Source organism: Chitinophaga sp. Ak27, from assembly GCF_012726295.1.
Classification (GTDB): domain Bacteria; phylum Bacteroidota; class Bacteroidia; order Chitinophagales; family Chitinophagaceae; genus Chitinophaga.
Window position 1 is genome coordinate 753675 of record NZ_JABAOB010000002.1, and the last position, 20004, is coordinate 773678.

The 20004-nt window shown below is 46.3% G+C and carries 16 protein-coding genes; 14 read left to right on the top strand and 2 right to left on the bottom strand.

The window, feature by feature from the left end:
- Positions 1 to 26: 26 nt before the first annotated feature.
- The 7 genes from HGH90_RS10815 to HGH90_RS10845 all read left to right on the top strand — a co-directional run bounded on the left by HGH90_RS10815 (position 27) and on the right by HGH90_RS10845 (position 6657).
- A complete protein-coding gene (locus HGH90_RS10815; protein WP_168767404.1) occupies positions 27 to 356 on the top strand; it encodes an ArsR/SmtB family transcription factor in 330 nt (109 codons plus the stop codon).
- 55 nt (positions 357 to 411) lie between these two features.
- Positions 412 to 1251 (top strand): arsenite methyltransferase, encoded by an 840-nt coding sequence (locus HGH90_RS10820; RefSeq protein WP_168767403.1) that lies wholly within the window; start codon positions 412 to 414, stop codon positions 1249 to 1251.
- Between the two features lie 40 nt (positions 1252 to 1291).
- Positions 1292 to 2368 (top strand): ACR3 family arsenite efflux transporter, encoded by a 1077-nt coding sequence (gene arsB / locus HGH90_RS10825; protein ID WP_169191156.1) that lies wholly within the window; start codon positions 1292 to 1294, stop codon positions 2366 to 2368.
- A gap of 31 nt (positions 2369 to 2399) precedes the next feature.
- Complete coding sequence (locus HGH90_RS10830) at positions 2400 to 2813, top strand: arsenate reductase ArsC (RefSeq protein ID WP_169191069.1); 414 nt, start codon at positions 2400 to 2402, stop codon at positions 2811 to 2813.
- A 181-nt stretch (positions 2814 to 2994) separates the two neighbouring features.
- The gene (locus HGH90_RS10835; protein ID WP_168767400.1) at positions 2995 to 4410 is read left to right on the top strand and encodes an aldehyde dehydrogenase family protein; all 1416 of its coding nucleotides are present in this window, start codon (positions 2995 to 2997) and stop codon (positions 4408 to 4410) included.
- 82 nt (positions 4411 to 4492) lie between these two features.
- On the top strand, positions 4493 to 5293 hold the full coding sequence (locus HGH90_RS10840; RefSeq protein ID WP_169191070.1) for a helix-turn-helix domain-containing protein: 801 nt from the start codon (positions 4493 to 4495) through the stop codon (positions 5291 to 5293).
- A 566-nt stretch (positions 5294 to 5859) separates the two neighbouring features.
- The gene (locus HGH90_RS10845) at positions 5860 to 6657 is read left to right on the top strand and encodes a DUF899 domain-containing protein (protein WP_168767398.1); all 798 of its coding nucleotides are present in this window, start codon (positions 5860 to 5862) and stop codon (positions 6655 to 6657) included.
- A gap of 65 nt (positions 6658 to 6722) precedes the next feature.
- Here the strand turns inward: HGH90_RS10845 and HGH90_RS10850 are convergent, their stop codons facing one another.
- Positions 6723 to 7835, bottom strand: a complete 1113-nt coding sequence (locus tag HGH90_RS10850) for an acyltransferase family protein (RefSeq protein WP_168767397.1) — start codon at positions 7833 to 7835, stop codon at positions 6723 to 6725.
- A 348-nt stretch (positions 7836 to 8183) separates the two neighbouring features.
- Here HGH90_RS10850 and HGH90_RS10855 point away from each other — a divergent pair, with 348 nt between their 5' ends.
- The 3 genes from HGH90_RS10855 to HGH90_RS10865 all read left to right on the top strand — a co-directional run bounded on the left by HGH90_RS10855 (position 8184) and on the right by HGH90_RS10865 (position 14930).
- A complete protein-coding gene (locus HGH90_RS10855; RefSeq protein ID WP_169191071.1) occupies positions 8184 to 11315 on the top strand; it encodes a SusC/RagA family TonB-linked outer membrane protein in 3132 nt (1043 codons plus the stop codon).
- A gap of 32 nt (positions 11316 to 11347) precedes the next feature.
- Positions 11348 to 13090 carry a RagB/SusD family nutrient uptake outer membrane protein gene (locus HGH90_RS10860; protein ID WP_168767395.1) on the top strand — a complete coding sequence of 581 codons (1743 nt, stop codon included), beginning with the start codon at positions 11348 to 11350 and terminating at the stop codon, positions 13088 to 13090.
- Positions 13091 to 13529: 439 nt separating this feature from the next.
- Positions 13530 to 14930: an OmpA family protein gene (locus tag HGH90_RS10865; protein ID WP_169191072.1), complete on the top strand. Its 1401-nt coding sequence runs from the start codon at positions 13530 to 13532 to the stop codon at positions 14928 to 14930.
- A gap of 102 nt (positions 14931 to 15032) precedes the next feature.
- On the opposite strand, the gene HGH90_RS10870 is transcribed toward HGH90_RS10865, so the two are convergent.
- Positions 15033 to 15482 carry a lipocalin family protein gene (locus HGH90_RS10870; protein ID WP_169191073.1) on the bottom strand — a complete coding sequence of 150 codons (450 nt, stop codon included), beginning with the start codon at positions 15480 to 15482 and terminating at the stop codon, positions 15033 to 15035.
- A gap of 238 nt (positions 15483 to 15720) precedes the next feature.
- Between HGH90_RS10870 and HGH90_RS10875 the strand changes: the two genes are divergently transcribed.
- The 4 genes from HGH90_RS10875 (at position 15721) to HGH90_RS10890 (ending at position 20001) form a co-directional block, all read left to right on the top strand.
- Positions 15721 to 16545, top strand: a complete 825-nt coding sequence (locus HGH90_RS10875) for a hypothetical protein (RefSeq protein WP_169191074.1) — start codon at positions 15721 to 15723, stop codon at positions 16543 to 16545.
- A gap of 52 nt (positions 16546 to 16597) precedes the next feature.
- The gene (locus HGH90_RS10880) at positions 16598 to 17131 is read left to right on the top strand and encodes an RNA polymerase sigma factor (protein WP_168767502.1); all 534 of its coding nucleotides are present in this window, start codon (positions 16598 to 16600) and stop codon (positions 17129 to 17131) included.
- Positions 17131 to 17742, top strand: coding sequence for a hypothetical protein (locus tag HGH90_RS10885; protein WP_168767390.1), 612 nt, complete (start codon positions 17131 to 17133; stop codon positions 17740 to 17742). Before HGH90_RS10880 ends, HGH90_RS10885 begins: the two co-directional genes overlap by 1 nt.
- 267 nt (positions 17743 to 18009) lie before the next feature.
- Complete coding sequence (locus HGH90_RS10890) at positions 18010 to 20001, top strand: hypothetical protein (protein ID WP_169191075.1); 1992 nt, start codon at positions 18010 to 18012, stop codon at positions 19999 to 20001.
- Positions 20002 to 20004: the final 3 nt, after the last annotated feature.

Genomic DNA, 20004 nt, shown 5'->3' on the forward strand with positions numbered 1-20004 from the left:
TATTGCGATGTAATAAGCATAGGTTTATGGGCGCCACGAAGACAGATTTATTCACCAAAGAGCAGAATGAAATAGCCGCTATGGCCAAGGCATTGGCACATCCTGCCCGTATCGCCATCCTGCAATACCTGGTGAAAAAGAATGCCTGCGTATGCGGCGACCTGGTAGACGAATTAGGGCTGGCACAGGCCACCACTTCCCAACATCTGAAAGAGCTGAAAACAGCAGGCATTATACAGGGAACTATTGAAGGCGTGAGCGTATGCTATTGTATCAATCCCAAAGTATGGAAGCAGTACAAGGAACTGTTTAATGTCTTCTTTAAAGAGGTAGACCTACAGCAAACCTGCTGCTGATATTTTTTTACCTGCATTTATCGCAATATTGCAATAATACAATAAATAAAACGCTATGACTACTGATGAACAAATGAAGGAGATCGTAAAACAGAAATATAGTGAAATCGCTTTACAAGACAAGGCTACCAACGCTGCCTCCTGCTGCGGTTCCGGTTGTTGCTCTACAGAAGTATACAACATTATGAGTGATGACTATACAACGTTAGAAGGCTATCAGCCTGACGCTGACCTGGGGTTGGGCTGCGGACTGCCTACCCAGTTTGCCAAAATCAGGCAAGGGGATACGGTGATTGATCTGGGTTCCGGCGCGGGCAACGACTGTTTTATTGCCCGGCAGGAAACAGGTGAAACAGGAAAAGTAATAGGCATCGATTTTACGCCTGCCATGATTGAAAAAGCCCGGGCAAACGCAGAGAAGCTACATTTCAATAACGTAGAGTTCCGCCAGGGGGATATCGAGAAAATGCCGGTCACCGCCAATGTAGCCGATGTGATTGTCAGCAATTGCGTATTGAACCTGGTGCCCAATAAAGATGGGGTTATCAAAGAAATATACCGCGTACTGAAACCCGGTGGACACTTCAGCATTTCCGATATCGTGTTGGAGGGCGAGTTGCCCGCTACCATTCAACGGGCCGCTGAAATGTATGCAGGCTGTGTATCCGGCGCTATACAAAAACAGGCGTACCTGGACATGATTGAAAACAATGGCTTCAAAAACATCACTATTCAGAAAGAAAAGTCCATTACCATTCCGGATGATATCCTGGCTAATTATTTGAGCACGGAGGAAATAGCAGCATTTCGTGCAGGTAATACAGGTATATACAGCATCACCGTATATGCCGAAAAGCCAGCTGATGCTGCTTGTTGTGCGCCGGGTTGTTGCTGATCAACGCCGTTATATATTTTATTACATAGACAACATTACCATGCAAAACTCTCATCCGGCCCAACGTAAGCAGCTGGGCTTCCTGGATCGTTACCTTACCTTATGGATTTTCCTCGCAATGGCTGGCGGCGTAGCGATCGGGTACTTTATACCGTCATCTTCAACGTTTATCCATTCCTTTTCATCAGGTACCACTAATATTCCCCTGGCTATAGGGCTGATTTTGATGATGTACCCACCATTGGCTAAAGTAAAATACGAGAACATGGGAGAGGTGTTCCGTAATACAAAGGTGTTGACTGTTTCTTTGGTACTTAACTGGGTAATCGGACCAATCCTCATGTTTATCCTTGCGGTGCTATTTCTGCATGGTTATCCTGAATATATGACAGGTCTCATCCTGATTGGCCTGGCCCGTTGTATTGCCATGGTCATCGTATGGAACGAACTGGCGGAAGGCAACCGCGAATATGCAGCCGGTCTGGTGGCCTTAAACAGCATCTTCCAGGTATTGTTGTACAGCGTTTATGCCTATATTTTCATCACCTGGTTGCCCACCGTTTTCGGCATGAAGGGGATTACAGTGCCCATATCCATTGCAGAAATCGCGAGAAGCGTGGGTATCTACCTGGGTATTCCGTTTGCAGCCGGCGTCATCAGCCGCTACAGCCTCATTGCCTGGAAAGGGGAGAAGTGGTTCCAGGAGAAATATGTTCCTTTCATTTCACCGGTTACTTTAATCGCCCTGTTGTTTACCATTGTGGTGATGTTTAGTCTTAAAGGAGAATTGATTGTACAAATACCATTCGACGTTGTTAGGATCGCTATTCCATTGGTGATATACTTTTGCATAATGTTCCTGGTAAGTTTCCTGTTAGGCAAAGCGATGGGCGCCGATTATTCCCGTAATGCTTCTATTGCTTTTACTGCGGCGGGCAACAACTTTGAGCTGGCTATTGCCGTCGCTATCGGCGTATTTGGTATCAACTCCGGTCAGGCTTTTGTGGGTGTAATCGGGCCCCTGGTAGAAGTGCCCGCATTGATTGCCCTGGTAAACGTTGCCTTCTGGCTGAGGAAGAAATGGTACGATACTCCTGTCTCCACTATTAAAGCGTAAATACCTTTAAAAACTATATACCTTACATCAAATGAAAAAAATATTGGTGCTTTGTACCGGCAACAGCTGCCGCAGCCAGATAGCAGAAGGCTATCTCAGACATTTTGCCGGTGATAAGGCGGAAATTTATAGCGCTGGCGTAGAAACCCATGGCGTCAATCCCAGGGCCATCACTACCATGGCGGAAGATGGTATTGATATTTCCGCACACACCTCCAACAACGTGGTGGAGTACAGTGATATTCCATTCGACTACGTCATTACCGTTTGTGACAATGCTAAAGAAAGGTGTCCTTTCTTTCCCACCACTGCGCGAAAATTTCATGAAAATTTCCCGGACCCAGCTAAAGCTGTTGGTACCGAAGAAGAAATTATGCAGCAGTTCAGGGTGGTAAGACAGTTGATTAAAGATTATTCCAGTGCATTTGTGGCTGCTCACCTCTAATATAACTACTGCTTGATATTTGAATCCCTTGCTTAAAAAGAATAGGCAGGGGATTTTTCTTACTATCAAATTGTTGCTCTGAATCTCATAGTCCTGAGCCATTCAACAAAGCATATTTGAGCTATACAACAAAGCAGATATTCCCCGCTTCCCGGACCTTTGTGATGTAAAAACAAAACACATGAAAAACATCACAAAAGGTTATATCAATGGGGAGTTTGTAACACTCCATGGAACACAGGTTTTTAATTTGATCAATCCCACCAATCACCAGCTAGTGGGCCAGGTGACCCTGGGCGATGAAGAAGATGTACAGCGGGCTATTGCTGCGGCTAAAGCGGCTTTTACCTCATTCTCTCAAACAAGCATAGCTACCCGTATTGAGCTGCTGGAAAGTTTAAAACAGGCGGTGAGTAAACGAGAAAAGGACCTCATAGAAGTGATGATCCTGGAATACGGCGGCACCCGGCAGTTCTGTACCATGAGCCTGCAAAATGCCATTGGGTCTTTCGACAATATGATAGCCACGCTGCGTCATTTTGAGTTTCAACGGAAATCCGGCAATACATTTATCCAGCTTACACCCGTAGGAGTAGTAGGTATCATCACCCCTTGGAACTCCAGCAACAGCTTCATTTGCAGCAAGCTGGCCACCGCTATAGCAGCTGGTTGTACCGTGGTGGTAAAACCCAGTGAAATGAGCGCGTTGCAAACGCAGTTGCTCACAGAATGTTTCCATGAAGCAGGATTGCCCAAAGGCGTTTATAACATGGTGAACGGACTGGGAAATATCGTAGGAAGCGCTATCACCAACCACCCGGATATTGCCAAGATATCATTTACCGGATCAACTGTTACTGGCAAACAAATTGCCCGGTCGGCCGTGGATACAGTTAAACGGGTGACCCTGGAGCTGGGAGGTAAGTCGCCGAATATTATTCTGGAAGACGCCGACTTTGAGCAGGCCATTCCCCAGGCGGTATTTGGGGCATATATGAACAGTGGACAAGCCTGTATTGCGCCTACCCGGTTATTGGTACCCAGGGCCAAACTGGAAACGGTTAACCAGATCGCTAAAGCGGCAGCAGCACGCGTGGTAGTGGGTAATCCGGCTAACGATGCTACCAATGTGGGACCAATGGTATCCGAAAAACAATTCGAGCGCGTACAGCATTACATCCAGGTGGGACTGGATGAAGGCGCTACCCTGCTAGCAGGAGGGCCGGGTAAGCCGGCCGGCCTGGAAGAAGGGAATTTTGTAAAAGCTACCATTTTTACGAATGTCCGAAACGATATGCGTATTGCCCAGGAAGAAATTTTTGGCCCGGTACTATCCATCATTCCCTATGAAAATGAAGAAGAGGCGATTGCCATTGCCAATGATACCGTGTATGGACTAGCGGCCTATGTAACGGCTGCCGACGAAGACAAAGCGCTGAAAGTGGCCTCCAGGATTGACGCCGGCAGGGTATGTATCAATGGATTCAAACATGATCCCATGGCGCCTTTTGGAGGCTTTAAGCAATCCGGCCTTGGACGCGAATTTGGCGTATATGGATTGGAAGAGTACCTGGAACCTAAATCCATCCTGTTATAGACTGCAAATCAAAATGTTTTATATTTATGAACATCGCCCGGGCATGTACCGGGCCATGTTTATATACAGACCGATAAATAAAATGCCTGATAATACGAGCAATATTAATTATTCCTGTCACTTTACCGTATTCCGGGAAGGAGAGCAGTTTGTTACCCACCATAGCCTGGCAATGATAATTTCAGGAGAGATGGAACTAAATGATGGTACCGAACGGAAAATATTCAGGAAAGGCGATATCTATCTTGCCAGGAAGAACCAGTTGTTGAAGTTTATTAAAAATCCAACGGAGAAAGAGGAGTTTAAGTCTTTGTCCATCCGGTTTGGAGAGGAGTTACTTCGGCAAGCCAGCGCCCGGGAGGCTTTTCAGCTGGAGGAAAAACTCACTACGCCCTCATTTATTGATTTGTCGACAGCGCCCCACTTGTTTTATTTCATGGAGTCGCTATTGCAATACAAGGATCTACTTGAAAATAAAGCCCCGGAACTGCTGGAACTGAAACAACAGGAAGCCCTGATGTTATTGTTTGCGTACGATAAAAACCTGAAAAAGGTATTATTTGATTTTTCAGATCCATATAAAATCAACCTGGAAGAATTTATGCAGCAGAACTACCACTTCAATGTGAGGCTGGAGCGTTTTGCCTATCTGACTGGGCGGAGCCTGGCCACCTTTAAGCGGGACTTTCAGAAGATATTTCAGACTTCGCCCCGCAGCTGGCTGCAGCAACGGCGTTTGCAGGAGGCCTATTTCCTGATTACCCAAAAAAGGCAACGCCCCAATGATATTTACCTCGACCTGGGCTTTGAAGATTTGTCGCATTTTTCTTTTGCTTTCAGGAAACAGTTTGGACAAGCGCCTTCGGAGTTGTTGAAGAGTTGAAGCGTTATTTATTGTGGGACTTTCTATGATTTTGCGTTGGATAACCATCCGTAGATTTGCAAACAGCATGGGCGGGTTGAGGAATTTTTAATATATTCGTTCAAATATCCCTATATGAAAATCAGGCCACTAAATTATACGCCCTGGTATAATAATCCGAGAACGCTTACCCTGTTAATTATTTTCATGCCTGTTGTTGGATTAATTGGACTTGTGAAAACAACGCTTATTTCAGGAAGGAAGAAGTTGCTGATGATTCCCGCCTTTATAGCTATCATCATCGGTTTGGTGTTATTTTTTACTTTTATTTCGTCTATTCAGTGAGCATAAATCGCTACCTTCACTAGCGTTACAGTAATAAGCTCCATGAAGATTACTATAAACTTACTTCTATGTTTGATTTATTGATTAACGGCCGGGCCTGATCTATCGTGGCATTATCTCCTATTAAAAGTAATAGCCCTCCATATGGCCTGATACCCCCCTGGCAAAGTCTTATTTCCCCCCGTGTATCTTACTGAGAAGCCCTTAATTTTATACTATCGTATACCTCAAATTTCAACATCATGGAAAACCAATATCAGCATCCGAAAGCGGCTACACGGAAAGAATGGCTGGCAGCCAGGATCGCCTTACTCCGGGAGGAGAAGGAACTTACCAGGCGTAGCGATGAACTGGCACTACGGCGCCAGGAGCTTCCCTGGATCCGGGTGGATAAAGCCTATTATTTCGATACCGGTGCCGGCAGGGTATCCCTTGCAGATTTGTTCCAGGGAAGGTCGCAGCTCATGATTTATCACTTTATGTTTGGACCGGACTATGCCGCCGGCTGTCCTTCCTGCTCTATGATTGCCGATGGCTTTAACGGGATCGACGTTCACCTGGCCAATCATGATGTGATGTTTTGGGCAGTTTCCCGCGCGCCATTACCGAAATTACAGGCATATAAAGAGCGTATGGGCTGGACTTTCCCCTGGGCGTCATCTCACCCGGGCGATTTCAATCATGATTTCAATGTGTGGTTTACAGAAGATGAGCAAAGGGCAGGAGCGGTGGAATACAACTACCGGAAGGAAAGTGCCTTCGAATGGCGTCCGGAGCAGGAGAATGGAGGGCAATCCGCTGAGGCAAAGTTTGCCGAGATGTGCGGAACAGATGTCCCTACGTTTCATCGCGACCGGCCTGGTATGAGCACCTTCGCTATGGAAGACGGGGTTATTTATCATACCTATTCTGCCTACGCCCGCGGACTCGACAGCCTGTGGAACGTTTACCAATGGCTGGACCGGGCGCCTAAAGGCCGCAATGAAGCAAACGGCGTTTGGTGGCGCCGTCATGATGAGTATGATAAACGATCTGTTTGACGGTTATATACAGCTGCATTTGTAAAGAAGGTCTGTGCAAGGCACAGACCTTCCGGCTACACTTATTATGCGGTAGTTTGCGCTGCCACTTTCCGTTGCTCTTGCTTTTGTACGCTTCGCTGCGTCAGCCATTTTCTCACCGGTTCATCATAGTATCTTAACGCCAGGTAGCCTAGCAGCACGGTTCCTGCCAATACGGCAAGGGCTGCAAGGTACATATCCCCTGGGGCAGGCTTCATTTTGGTAAGGTAATTACCAAAGAGCCATACGGCCCATATATGCGTCATATACAGCGGATAGGAGAGACGGCCTGTAAATACACAGCAGCTGCGCAACCAACCACTCACCTGTGCTCCTGCTCCCAATGACAATAATAGCGGAAAGGCAACGATTACCAGTACCATTTCAGTAATCCAGTCTTTTTCATAGTGGGGAAACAGCAGGATGCCTATTAGTAACGCCGCCAGCCACAGGAAGTTGAGCCGGTTTTTGATGATAAGGTTGAAGCGGAAAATAGTAAGTCCTGCTAAAAATGAAAAGCTTACCCGTGCAAATCCATCCAGGAACGTAGGCGCATCCCAGCCGGTGATGATCCAGCCGCGGTGCCGTGCCACTGCTATTATCCAGGCCGCTGATATTACCAGTAGCAACAGCTGCCATCGTTTGGAAATACGTAATAACACAAACGCATATACGACATTGATGAGGTATTCCATGAACAGCGACCAGGCCGGTGTATTATAAGGAAACAGGCCACTGAACCTTCCCGGCAACCAGGGAAAAGGTAATAACAACAATGAACATACGAAGGCCGCCAGTATTTTACCGGTACCTGCTTCTGCTACCGAAGCTGCGCCGATATAAGGATCAAAAATATATCCCAGCAAGCCAATTACACTTCCCCATATCACCATGGGATGCAGGCGCACCAGGCGATTTCTGAAAAATGCCCGTAACCCCAGCTTGGGCGCCCGCTCGTCGTAGGCATACCCTATCACAAAACCCGACAGACAGAAGAAAAAATCCACTGCCAGGAAACCATGTCCAATCGGGCTTTTGGTGTAATCGGGCGAAATAAATTCATATAGGTGAAATACAACAATGGAGAGGGCTGCTAACCCTCTCAAACCATCCAGCACGTCAAAATGCTGTTTGGATTGCAATAGATTATTTTCCATAACGCTCGCATATAGTTGACTTAAAATAGCCAGTGATACCAGTAACAGGAAGGTTTTGATAAAATTGATCCGGTTTTGGGTAAAAATATATTATGATAGCCAACGATGGCAGGTAGCCGCCATCTAACTTGCACGGAATGTTGCCCGGTATTTCTTATTGCTTCCTCTTTGTATTCCCTTCATAGCGCACTTGTAACGAGTGATTAACAGACTGCAAAAATAGCATTTGTAATGGTCAAATTAAGAGTGGTATTCCGTCTGTCAAGATAAGATCTTTAACCTTGATTAGAATTATTATTGGTCGGACAATGAACTAGTAATTCCACAGATTAACTACCTAATTATTTTATGAACCAAACTAAATCGCTCCTAGGAGCCATGGCACTCCTATGCCTGGTCTTCCTGTGTGCTACGCGGGTGTATGCACAGAACAAAATTAACGTTAAGGGCACCGTTACCGACTCCCTGGGAATGCCGCTACCAGGTGCAACAGTCAGCGAAGACGGAAATGCAAAAAACGGAACAATTACCAAACAGGATGGTAAATTTGAAATTACTACTTCCAGCGGCGCCCGCATCAGGGTTACGATGACTGGATTTCGTACCACTTATGCGGTAGCCGGTACATCTCCGCTTACCATCAGGTTGAGTGCTGCTACTACCGAATTAACAGATGTGGTGGTAGTAGGGTATGGTACGCAGAAGCGCGCTAAAATGACATCCGCCGTTTCCTCTATGAGCGGAAAGGACATTGCGCTCATTCCTGCTACTAACCTCTCTAACACACTGGCGGGTCGTTTATCGGGAGTCTTTGTCAGTTCACCTACCGGTACCCCCGGTATTGGTTCAACGGTAAAAGTAAGATCGGCTTCTTCCTTTAGTAATAGCGCCGTGGAACCACTGTATGTAATTGACGGAGTAGTACGGGATAAGACCAGCTTCGATGCGTTGGATCCGAACGAAGTGGCCGATATCACCGTATTGAAAGATGCTGCTTCTGCAGCTATCTACGGTTCCCGTTCTTCCAATGGCGCTATCCTGGTTACGACTAAAACAGGTAAAAGCGGGGCAGCCGTTATCAATTTTAATGCTACCTATAATACGCAACGGGTGGGTGCATTGCCTAAGTACATGCCGGTAAAGGACGGCTTAAATTTATCGAAATCAGTGAATGGCGGTTTGAGTGATGAGGAAATTGCCTGGGTGCTAAAAAATAATCCCAATGGCGATAACTATTACAAGGAAGCATATACCAATCCTAACAGCCAGCACTATGCGTTGAGCGCTTCCGGTGGCAACGAGAAAATCAGGGGATATATAGGTGGATCCTATGTAAGCGAAAATGGCTTCCTGCCACAGGTAAACTATAAAAAGTATAACCTGCGCGGTAACCTGGAGGCCAACCTGGTGAAAAATCTTACCCTCGGTTTAAACCTGAGCACCAGCTATGGTACCCGTAGCCGCTTCAACTTTACGTACGACTATGGCTCCGATGACCTGAATAATCTCTGGGGTAAGCTCCTGTACTGGGATGTATTCGCTAGTCCTTACATCAATGGTAAGCCCAATAATCCTGGTTGGTTAGGAAATCCTATAGAGATGATGAGAAATGGTGGATACTGGCATAACAGCAATCAACAGATAGACGCGCTCGTTACCGCCGAATACAAAATACCGTTTGTAAAAGGGCTGAGTGTAAAGGGTACTTATAGCAAAAACTTTGACAATAACTATATAAAGTCTTTTGCTAAAAAACAATTGTTGTATAATTTCAAGAAAACTGGTCCTAATGGCCTGATATATAGCGACACACTGACCGGTACTACCATGAGTGGCGATCCGGGAACCCCGTACTTGTCAAATGCATATACAAGGGATAACAACTACCAGTTCAATACGCAGGTGAATTACGACAATACTTTTGGAAAGCATACGATAGGCGCTTTGTTTGTGTATGAGCAATTTGAAGGATTCAATAATGCGTTTGGCGTAACACGATATAATTTCCCACTGGTAGCGTCTGACCAGTTTTTATACACCAGTGCTAACAATGCAGATTGGTCAACAGGCGGTGGTGAAAAAGAGATCGGAAGATTATCCTATATCGGAAGAGTCAATTATGATTACGATGCCAAATACCTGTTCAGTGCCTCTGTTCGCAGAGATGGTTCTACCAACTTTGCACCTGCCAAAAGATGGGGGTGGTTCCCATCAGTATCTGGTGGCTGGGTAATTTCAAGAGAAGACTTTTTTAACTCATCAGCGGTAGGCCGTGCCGTTGATTTCTTAAAGCTGCGCGCATCCTATGCTACTACCGGTAACGACATCCTGGATAAAGATGATCCTAACAGCCGTTGGAGATGGATGGAGCAGTATATTATCCAGGGCAACACTTATTTCCTGGGCGCTAATGGTACCCCTGCGCCACTTTTGGCATATGGTGGTTTACCCAACAGTAACCTCACCTGGGAAAAATCAAATTCTGCCGGCTTTGGCATAGACGCTACCCTGTATAAGAACATCAGGTTCAGCTTTGATTATTGGAAACGTCAGTCTTATGACATCTTAGGATCCAGGATACTGGCCGTTCCCAACGAATTTGGAACTACCCTGCCTCCGGAAAACTACGGTAAGGTAAGTTCCCACGGTATTGAAATAGAGTTGGGATACAATAATACTATTGGCCGCAATTTTAGCTACAATGTGAAAGGTATGTTTACCTATGCCGCCAATAAAGTAATCCGGAAAGATGTAGCAGCCAATACCCAGGACTACGCCAATCCTAACGGCAAACCTCTGAATTATGGAACCGGCTACCAGGCATTGGGTATTCTTCGTACACAAAAAGATCTCGACAATTTACCAGCAGGTTACACGATCAATGGTGTAGCACCCGCATTGGGAGATATGTTATTTGCAGATATCAGCGGTCCCAATGGCAAACCTGATAATAAGGTGGACAGTTACGACCAGGTTGTGTTAGGTAACTATTTCGGGGCAGATCATGCACCTATCAGCTATGGACTGAATGTTTCCTTATCATACAAAGGCTTTGCAATTGAAGCGTTGTTCTCCGGGCTCACCGGCTATAAGATCTCTTACAATGATGCCTGGGGCCGGAATTTCGGCGGCGGGGGGAAAGTACCTGCATACCATGCCGATTCCTGGACCACAGATAATCCAAATGGTACTACGCCTAAAATATATCCATGGGGCGATCCTCATTCATATGGTTATACCTGGACATCCAATTTCAACGTATACAACGGTGGATTTTTACGGATGAAATACCTGAACATCAATTATAGCCTGCCTAATGCTATCTTAAGTAAAGTGAAGATGAAAGATGTCAGGATATTTTTGGCAGGATCTAACCTGTTTAACATCACCAAATTTAAGTTGTATGATCCTGAGATAGCCCAGTTTATGAGCTATCCAACTACGAAGACCTTTACCGCAGGAATTGACATCCGGTTGTAGAAATGTGTGTTTACATTAAAAGATTAGAAAAAATGAAGAACAAAATAAATACCGCGATACTCGCCGTCCTGACGCCGTTTTTATTAGCCGGCTGCAGCAAGGTGCTTGATAAAACCAACCTGTCTGCGGTTGGTCCTGACCAGGTATGGTCGGATGTAAATATGGCCACCGCTTATTTAAACCAGATTTATTCCAACCTGATGCCGGGAAATACGTCTGGCAGCGGTAACGGAACAGATGAGGGCGTACCTTATCAAAAGCAAACCAACGATTGGTTCAGAGGCACTGCTACCTTCGATTCCAGAAATATCTTTTCGAGATACACGCCGATAAGAACCATCAATATTTTGCTCGGTAATATTGATAAAGCGGCTTTCAGCCAGGCAGATAAAGATAAAATTAAAGGGCAGGCGCTGTTTTGGAGAGCCTGGGCGTATCATGACCTGGTAAGCAGCTATGGTGGGGTACCCCTGATCCTGGAAGCGCAGCCGCCTACCTCTGATTTGACTGCGCTGCAACGCCCGCGGAGCAAAACCTCCGAGTGTGTAACGCAGATTTTAAAAGATCTCGATGATGCGATTGCATTATTGCCCGATGCTTTTACCGGCGATGATATGGGTCGGGTAGATAAAGGAGTAGCCATGGCCTTTAAGGGAAGAGTGCTGTTGTTTTATGCCAGCCCCTTATTTAATGGCTTAGGTGGAATTGCTTCCTGGCAAAAGGCGTTCGAAGCCAACAAAGCTGCTAAAGAGTTCCTGGATGCACGCGGAAAAGGACTATACGCCCCCTACAGCAAAATATGGGACGATGAGTTGAATAAGGAGGTGGTAATGGTACACCGCTTCAATTATCCGCAGGCAACTTATTTTCAAGGCGGCCTGATGCCGTTGAACTGGTCTAAGGATGACGTAGGATATGACCGGCCATCATTGGAATTAGTCAATGCTTTCCCGATGAAAGACGGCTCCGCCTGGGAAGCACAGACAAGAAGCTACGATACCTTGTTTGCCAACAGGGACGACCGTTTCTATGCCAATATCTACTACAATGGCGCGCCTAATCAATATTTAAAAGGGATGCGCGATGATAAGACTTACCTGTGGACGTATTTTACCAGCATCACGGCTTACAGCGGCGCCACCGGACTGGAAGGGGTACACAACTCCGTTACCCAGGACCCGTTATGGTCTAATTCCAGCTTTTACCGTATCAAGGCCATTGATAAAACCATTGATAAAGGCACGGTATACAATGCTGCGGTTGACTGGATTGAAATCCGTTATGCAGAAGTGTTGATGAACTATGGCGAATGCGCCAATGAAGTAGGCAATACCGCAGTCGCATTGGATGTATTAAAGCAAATCAGGTCCCGTGCAGGCGTTTTGCCCGGTACGTTGGGCAATTATGGCATTACAGCTGCCACCCAGCCAGATATCCGTAAATTGATGCAGAAAGAACGTTTCGTAGAATTCTGCTTTGAAAATAAACGCATGAACGATTTACGCCGCTGGAAGATGTTTGATTACTTAAGAGCACTTCCGCAGCGCCACGGTATTGCCGTATTGCTGAAGGCTGGTCAGCCAGATGTTACGCCGCTGTCAGATATCAATACCGTATGGAACAGGTTTACTTCCACTGTCATCGCCACGGATGCAGTAGACATTGCTATTAAAGATCAGTATTATATTTACGGTATTCCTAAAACTATTTTAGACCGTAATCCCCTGTTTAAACAAAATAACAACTGGGGAGGCGATTTCGATCCTATGCAATAAATAGTCGTTAATGTGATTTGACCGTTACAGTAAAGACAGGGGCGCCTCATGTGCGCCCCTGTCTTTTTATGGGGAGTTGGTAAATCTAACAATTGGAATTTTCTCTTAATAGAATAAAAAAACTCATGTTTTGTGTGAATCTTCTTTGTTTGTTTAATTCAATATATGACTTGTGAATCCATGAAAGGGTAGTCATCACACTTAAATGAAACGGCTATATGAAATAAAAAAAGAATTGTCTCGTATGTCAATACTGTAAAGGGTTATATAGAATTGTAAGGCTGTAAAACACAGCCGTTTTATTACGTTTGTATAATACGTTGGCACAGCGTTTGCAAAGTGCCCCATGTTCTAACTCAGGTACCCGATGTTATGTTGAACCCACTATTATATGCCGTAGTGCGAAATTGATTTATTATTTAACCCGATTCATTTTATTATGACGACGTTTACAAAATTCAGGAAGTCGCTTTTGATGGCTTCTTCGGCTTTAGCATTGACAGGAACAGCATTTGCACAGGATAGCACCCATAAAGTTGACCGTGTAACCCCGTTTAATGGTGTAAAAGATTACCGCACCTGGTCTGTAGGTGCTTGGGGTGGCGGCTCGGGAGCATTCGGTCCGTTTGGTGGTCCCTACTACTTCAACAACTTTGACTTAAAGAATACTGGTTTGGTGTACGGCGCTTATGTTAAAAAGCAAATCTTTCACAACTTCGGCCTGCAGGCCGACTTCCTGAAAGGGCAGGTGAAAGGTACTACCAAAGGTTCCCAGGCATTAACTAATATTGTCGGTACACCTATGGCAACAGGAGGTATCAACGAATTTAAGACGGATATCGACTGGGCTGCTTCCGTGAGTGGCGTGTTTAGCCTGGGCAGTATCAACTGGATCAATAAACAGAGCTATATCATACCATATGTGTCAGCCGGTGCGGGTGCTATCGCCTTTAAACCAACGGCTGTTGCTACCGATGGTACACAAATCGCCGTATTAAATTCCGATGGTAGCAAAACACATCGCGAATTATATATCCCGGTAGGCGTAGGTGCTAAGTTTAATGTGGCTCGTGGCGTAAATATAGATCTGGGTTACAACGTAAATTTTGTCAACAGTAAAGTATTTGACGGTGTAAACAGCGGTAATAAAGATAAATTTTCAACCGCGCGTTTAGGGGTGGAATTTGCCCTTGGCAGCAAAAAGAAACCACAATTAGCAGTAGTAAATCCGGCTGCGCAGGTAGCGATGGATTTATGGGATAAGAATGCAGCCCTGAAAAGCTCACTGGAAGCAAGCGATGCACAGAACAAAGCTGCTATCGCAGGACTGAAACAGGAAATTGCTGATATGAAAACAGACTCCGATGGCGATGGCGTACCTGATTTCCTGGATAAATGCCCGAATACGCCTGCCGGTACTAAGGTAGATGGCGCCGGTTGCCCGCTGCCCACTCCCGTACAGGTGGTAAAAGAGAAGATCATCGTAACGGAAGCCGATAGGAAAGTAGTGAAAGATGCGATCGATAACCTGGAATTTGACCTGGGCAAAGCCACCATCAGACCTACTTCTTATGCTAGCCTGGATAGGGTAGCCAGCTTACTGGTAGAGAAAAACTTCAGCCTGAAACTCGCAGGTCATACCGATAATACCGGTTCTGCTACTACCAACATGCGTTTATCTAAAGAACGTGCCGAGGCTATCAAGGCCTACCTGGTATCTAAAGGCGCTAACGCTTCAAGGATCGAAGCTACCGGTTACGGTTCTACGCAGCCAATTGCTTCCAACAAAACAGCGGCTGGCCGTCAGCAAAACAGACGGGTGGAGTTTACTTTGTATTAATTCGTTTTTATTTTCGATAAAGCAGCAGCCCCTGGTGGGCTGCTTTTTTATATAAGATGCCTAAGAAAGGCCTCTCTGCTATGGCAGAAAGGCCTTTTAAAATTACTGTTTTACCATCGTAAACGTATATTTATCCCCCTGTACCAACACATTCTCCGTTACATATACCATCGTTTTGCAATCGAAGCTCGTTATTGTACCTTTTAATATCCCATTACTCGTCAAAGTATTTCCTTTTAAAGCCCAGGTGCCATGTTCATTACCGGAAGGATTGCAAACCGTACCCTGGTCTTTAAAATCATAGATGCCGTCGCTTTTCAGGATAATGATATCATCTTTTTCACAAGGTTCCCAGGAGTCTGTTTCTTCTACCGGTGTGGTGCTGGTACTCGATTTATACTGTAGGGAGGTGAGCTTATAGGTACCGGAAATGTTTACCATATTCACGCTGCAGGTGGGGGTGGGGGCACTGCTTTTTTCCTTTTTACAGGAAAAAAGTAAACTGCCTGCTACTAATACCATTAAGGCCCATTTCGTTGTAATTGTTGTCATACATATTGCTTAAGTAGGTGAAAAACTATTGTTTGATAGTAGTACCTCCTCCAGGAATCAAATGGTTGGGAAAAAATAAAAAATATTTTTTTGCCCGTTACCCAACCTTTGCCTAAGAATAGAGGTATTAGTGGTGAGGGAGGTGGGTATAGGACTCTTATTTGATGATTATCAATAATGTGAATACATTCGATCTCCAGGAAACAATGCATAAATAACCGATGATATTCAAAGTAAAATGAGAAATGCAGTATTAATGATGGGAATCGCCTGCCTGATGGGATGTGGCACTTCTATGAAATTAGCCGTTCCTGATGCCTTTAAACAGCAGGCTACTATGCAACATGTAGATGGCGCAAGAGGGAATAAGATGTCGTTCGCCAATATCAGCACGTCGGAAATTACAAGAGGGGTGCATGTAAGCTACCCCGGCTGGGGCGGCCGTGCCTTCTTCCTGCAAAACCTGATATTGAATAAATATGGTATACAGAAAAATGAAACCGTAGAGAAGGAGAAAGCCAGGTTCCGATACACCATAACAGACGGGAAGAATACCCTCGAAGTATATGCCAACGAGAAGCAGGTGACCAAGAAACTGGAGTACCAGTTAATCAAAGAAACCGGTTACTTCAGTAGTTTTGAGCAATTACAGCATTATCAATACATTTTCTCAGCCATTATCGGTACCGGCAATATGCCAGGGCGTAACAACTGGGAGTTGATGATGACGAATATATACGACCGGGAAGCAGAACACGACCCCAACCCATTCGCGTACGCAAAGCAGGAAGACAACGGGCTGGCCACCAATGGAAGGGATACAATTTATATTAACCCGTTGAGCATCCGGAAAACCGAGTTGAGTAATGGCAAAACCGGCAAGCTGCCTTTTAAACTGCTATCCGGTTACGAGCTTAGCAACAGCGATGGCGTAGTGGCTATTGTAGATATGATCGACCGCAACGTCTGGTTTTACAATGAGCTGGAGCCGATGGAAAAATTAAATATCAGCGCCATCGCCACGGCTATGTTTGCACGGAAAGTCCACGACGCAAAATGGTAATAACCATCAGCCCGGAAAAGTGAGGTATCAGTATTAAACGATTCGATAGTTCCTGGAACAAGAGTTACATCATATCATCATCGAATGCCGCAGTGGCAACAGGAGAGCGCAGGAGCAGCTATACCGGCAGCTCTATGGCTTTGCAATGGCTATTGCCATACGCTATGCCGCCGATACCCACGAGGCGGCAGATATCCTGACGCAGGCATTTGTAAAGATGTTCCGGAGCATTCATACATTCGATGATACCAAAGGGAATTTCCATGGCTGGCTAAAGCGGATCATCATCAACGAATCGCTGGACCATATCAAGCAGCGGAGCCGGTTTTCCAGCCTGGAACTGGACACGGTAGAAGAACCGGTGGTGAATAATGACATCATTGAGAAAACAGATGCGGCGGCTATCCTGGAGCTGGTAAGGCAGCTGCCGCCTGCTACCCACGCTGTATTTGTGCTATACGCCATCGACGGCTACACGCATAAAGAAATTGGCGGGCAGCTCGGAATTAGTGAAGGCACCAGCAAATGGCACCTGAGTGAGGCAAGAAAAATTCTTCAACAGAAAATAACAGCGATTAAAAATTAGTGAATAACATCACACCATACGAGAAATTAATAGCAGCAAAGCTGGAAGAGATGCCTGTGCCAGATATGGCAGACAGCATCTGGGCCAGTATTGACATGCAATTGGATGCCGTAGTGGATACGCCTAAAGAAAATCCTGTTCACCCATTTAAAATAAATACAAAAGGCTGGTTCATCATCGCCGGCATTGCCCTGCTCATCGGGGCCATATGGTGGTATATACACAGCCAGTCAGCAGCAAATAAAACAGTGACCCCAACACCTGTACCGGAAAAAACAGCCCCGGTACCCATTGCCCCGGCCGATAGTTCTTCTCTGTACCCACTGCCGCGGAAAGGAACTGCACTGCCGCTTCCCCCGGTAATGAAAAAAGATAGTATATCCGTGATCGATAAATTGCCCCAACAACCGCCGGTAGATTCCATCCAGGTACAACTGGTACCGGCTATCCGGGTAGATTCGCCTGAAGCAAAGGATAACCGGCCGCAGGAACGGGTTTTTGATTCTATCTATCTATTACCCACCCACAAAAAGCCCAGGGGCGTAAAAGGCATTACGCCCAACGATTACCGGATATCGGTGCAAAAAGACTCCACCCATAAACAACCTTAAAAGAATAGGCTTATTTTGACCGCTAACAGTCAAAATCTTTGGAGAAGAAGGTAATATCTGCAAGTTTTTTATTTTTCTATCTGCTAATTTCGCCACCGCGCTACCTGATAATTAGCTGTGAACGGTGTTATAGAACAAGAAAAAAAAGTAATCTGCCACGTTGAATTCCCGTTGCCGGATGCTATCACATTTTACCGACAACTCGCGCCCGGTACCAGGAGAAAGGGATGATGATGATCGGTTTTTACGGTGAAAAACTGTTGATATATGAATATATTGAAACGATGCCTGGCGATAGGCTGCTGGCTGGCCTCCGCCCAATTTTCCCTGGCACAAACGCCCCGCTGGGAGCTGGCGCCAGATGGCGGCATCCGCTGGATGGTAAAGCAAGGGCCTACCCATACCGACCATCTTGAAATGAGCGGGCTGCAGCTCTCCGCCATCATTACCTACGGCCAAAATGAACAACAGGAATTGTTGCTGAAGAAGCAGCTGGTATTCCCCATGCTGCGTACCATTCCCAATAACACACACGCCAGCCTGAAAACGGATTTCGACGGCAGCGAACTGCCACCCGTGAAGGCAGATGGTGTGCCGATGAAAATGATGCCGGCAGATTGCTACCTGAAAGGGCTACTGCAGGTACATTCCCGTACCAACACACCTATAACAGTAACGGATATACTATTTCCATCCACCGATAAAGCGGGGTTTATACAGTTGAGGGAGCTGACTAACGGCGGCAACCGTCCCTGTGGCATCGTAATCGACAGTTTACAGACCACCTGCCACACGGCCGCAGATAAAGGCGTTTATGGCGAGTATATCATCGAATCCCGCGTAACCGGCCATGGCAGCTTCATACTGGCGCCAGGGGAGAAGCATCGCCTGGCGGTGATTTACACCGCCCGCAAGGTAACTGAACCGCCCCGCTATATTTCCCCGGAATATGAATTGGCAAAGCGCACGGCTTTCATCCATCAGCTTACACAATCGCTCGTGCTGGAAACGCCCAACGATACGCTTAACCGCGGGTTTGCTTTCGCCAAAATACGGGCTACCGAAAGCATTTATGACACCCGTGGAGGATTGATGCATGGCCCCGGTGGCGGCGCTTATTATGCGGCCATCTGGGCCAACGACCAGGCAGAATATGCCAATCCTTTCTTTCCCTTCCTAGGTAATTTGAATGGCAATGAATCAGCCGTGAATAGCTTTCGCCTCTTTGCCGGGTACATGAACGAAGCATATAAACCCATACCCAGTTCTATTATTGCTGAAGGAGATGGATACTGGAATGGCGCCGGCGACCGTGGCGATCAGGCCATGATTGCCTATGGCGCTTCCCGGTTCGCACTGGCCTTCGGCGATACCGCCTTGGCGAAACAGCTATACCCGCTCATTAACTGGTGCCTGGAGTACCTGGAGCGGCATAAAAGGGCAGATGGCATTATTACCTCGGATGCTGACGAACTCGAAGGCCGGTTTCCCGCCGGGAAAGCCAATCTCTCTACCAATGCGCTGGCTTACGGTGCCTACGAGAGCGCGGCTTATCTGGCCACTGCTTTAGGCAGCAAGGATACCGCCAGGCTATATCATCAACGGGCACAACAGCTGAGTAAAGCCATTGAACAATTTTTTGGTCACACGGTACAGGGCTTCGATACCTATCGTTACTACGAAGAAAATACGGTACTGCGCTCGTGGATCTGTTTGCCGCTGGTCATGGGTATCAATGAACGGAAAGATGCTACAATGAAAGCATTACTGTCGCCCTACCTGTGGACACACAACGGTATCCTCACCGCTGCCGGCGATCATACCTTTTGGGACCGGTCTACACTCTATGCTTTTCGTGGACTCTTCTTCGCCGGCGCTACCGATACAACCCTGAAATACCTGGCTTACTATACCCGTCAACGTTTGCTCGGCGAGCACGTACCTTACCCGGTAGAAGCCTGGCCGGAAGGCGACCAGCGCCACCTCTCGGCCGAAAGCGCACTGTACTGCCGGGTGATCACTGAAGGACTTTTTGGCATCGTGCCAACAGGGCTACGGAGTTTTGAGATATGCCCGCGTTTACCCGCCGCTTGGAACAACATGGCATTGCGCCATATCCGGGCATTTGGGGCCGACATGGATATCGCGGTTAAGCGCGCAGGCAAACAACTAAAGGTAACGGTGGCGAATAGAGGAAAAGTGGTCACGCAAAAAAATTGGGATGGCAAGAGCCCCCTGAATATTTTATTAAGGGATTAAATA

Bases quoted from the DNA above. Each gene is read 5' to 3' on its own strand.
- HGH90_RS10860 (WP_168767395.1), top strand. From the start codon at position 11,348: ATGAAGAACAAAATAAATACCGCGATACTCGCCGTCCTGACGCCGTTT.
- HGH90_RS10875 (WP_169191074.1), top strand. From the start codon at position 15,721: ATGAGAAATGCAGTATTAATGATGGGAATCGCCTGCCTGATGGGATGT.
- HGH90_RS10870 (WP_169191073.1), bottom strand. From the start codon at position 15,482: ATGACAACAATTACAACGAAATGGGCCTTAATGGTATTAGTAGCAGGC.
- HGH90_RS10865 (WP_169191072.1), top strand. From the start codon at position 13,530: ATGACGACGTTTACAAAATTCAGGAAGTCGCTTTTGATGGCTTCTTCG.
- HGH90_RS10890 (WP_169191075.1), top strand. From the start codon at position 18,010: ATGAATATATTGAAACGATGCCTGGCGATAGGCTGCTGGCTGGCCTCC.
- HGH90_RS10835 (WP_168767400.1), top strand. From the start codon at position 2,995: ATGAAAAACATCACAAAAGGTTATATCAATGGGGAGTTTGTAACACTC.
- HGH90_RS10840 (WP_169191070.1), top strand. From the start codon at position 4,493: ATGCCTGATAATACGAGCAATATTAATTATTCCTGTCACTTTACCGTA.
- arsB (WP_169191156.1), top strand. From the start codon at position 1,292: ATGCAAAACTCTCATCCGGCCCAACGTAAGCAGCTGGGCTTCCTGGAT.
- HGH90_RS10855 (WP_169191071.1), top strand. From the start codon at position 8,184: ATGAACCAAACTAAATCGCTCCTAGGAGCCATGGCACTCCTATGCCTG.
- HGH90_RS10845 (WP_168767398.1), top strand. From the start codon at position 5,860: ATGGAAAACCAATATCAGCATCCGAAAGCGGCTACACGGAAAGAATGG.
- HGH90_RS10815 (WP_168767404.1), top strand. From the start codon at position 27: ATGGGCGCCACGAAGACAGATTTATTCACCAAAGAGCAGAATGAAATA.
- HGH90_RS10820 (WP_168767403.1), top strand. From the start codon at position 412: ATGACTACTGATGAACAAATGAAGGAGATCGTAAAACAGAAATATAGT.
- HGH90_RS10830 (WP_169191069.1), top strand. From the start codon at position 2,400: ATGAAAAAAATATTGGTGCTTTGTACCGGCAACAGCTGCCGCAGCCAG.
- HGH90_RS10850 (WP_168767397.1), bottom strand. From the start codon at position 7,835: ATGGAAAATAATCTATTGCAATCCAAACAGCATTTTGACGTGCTGGAT.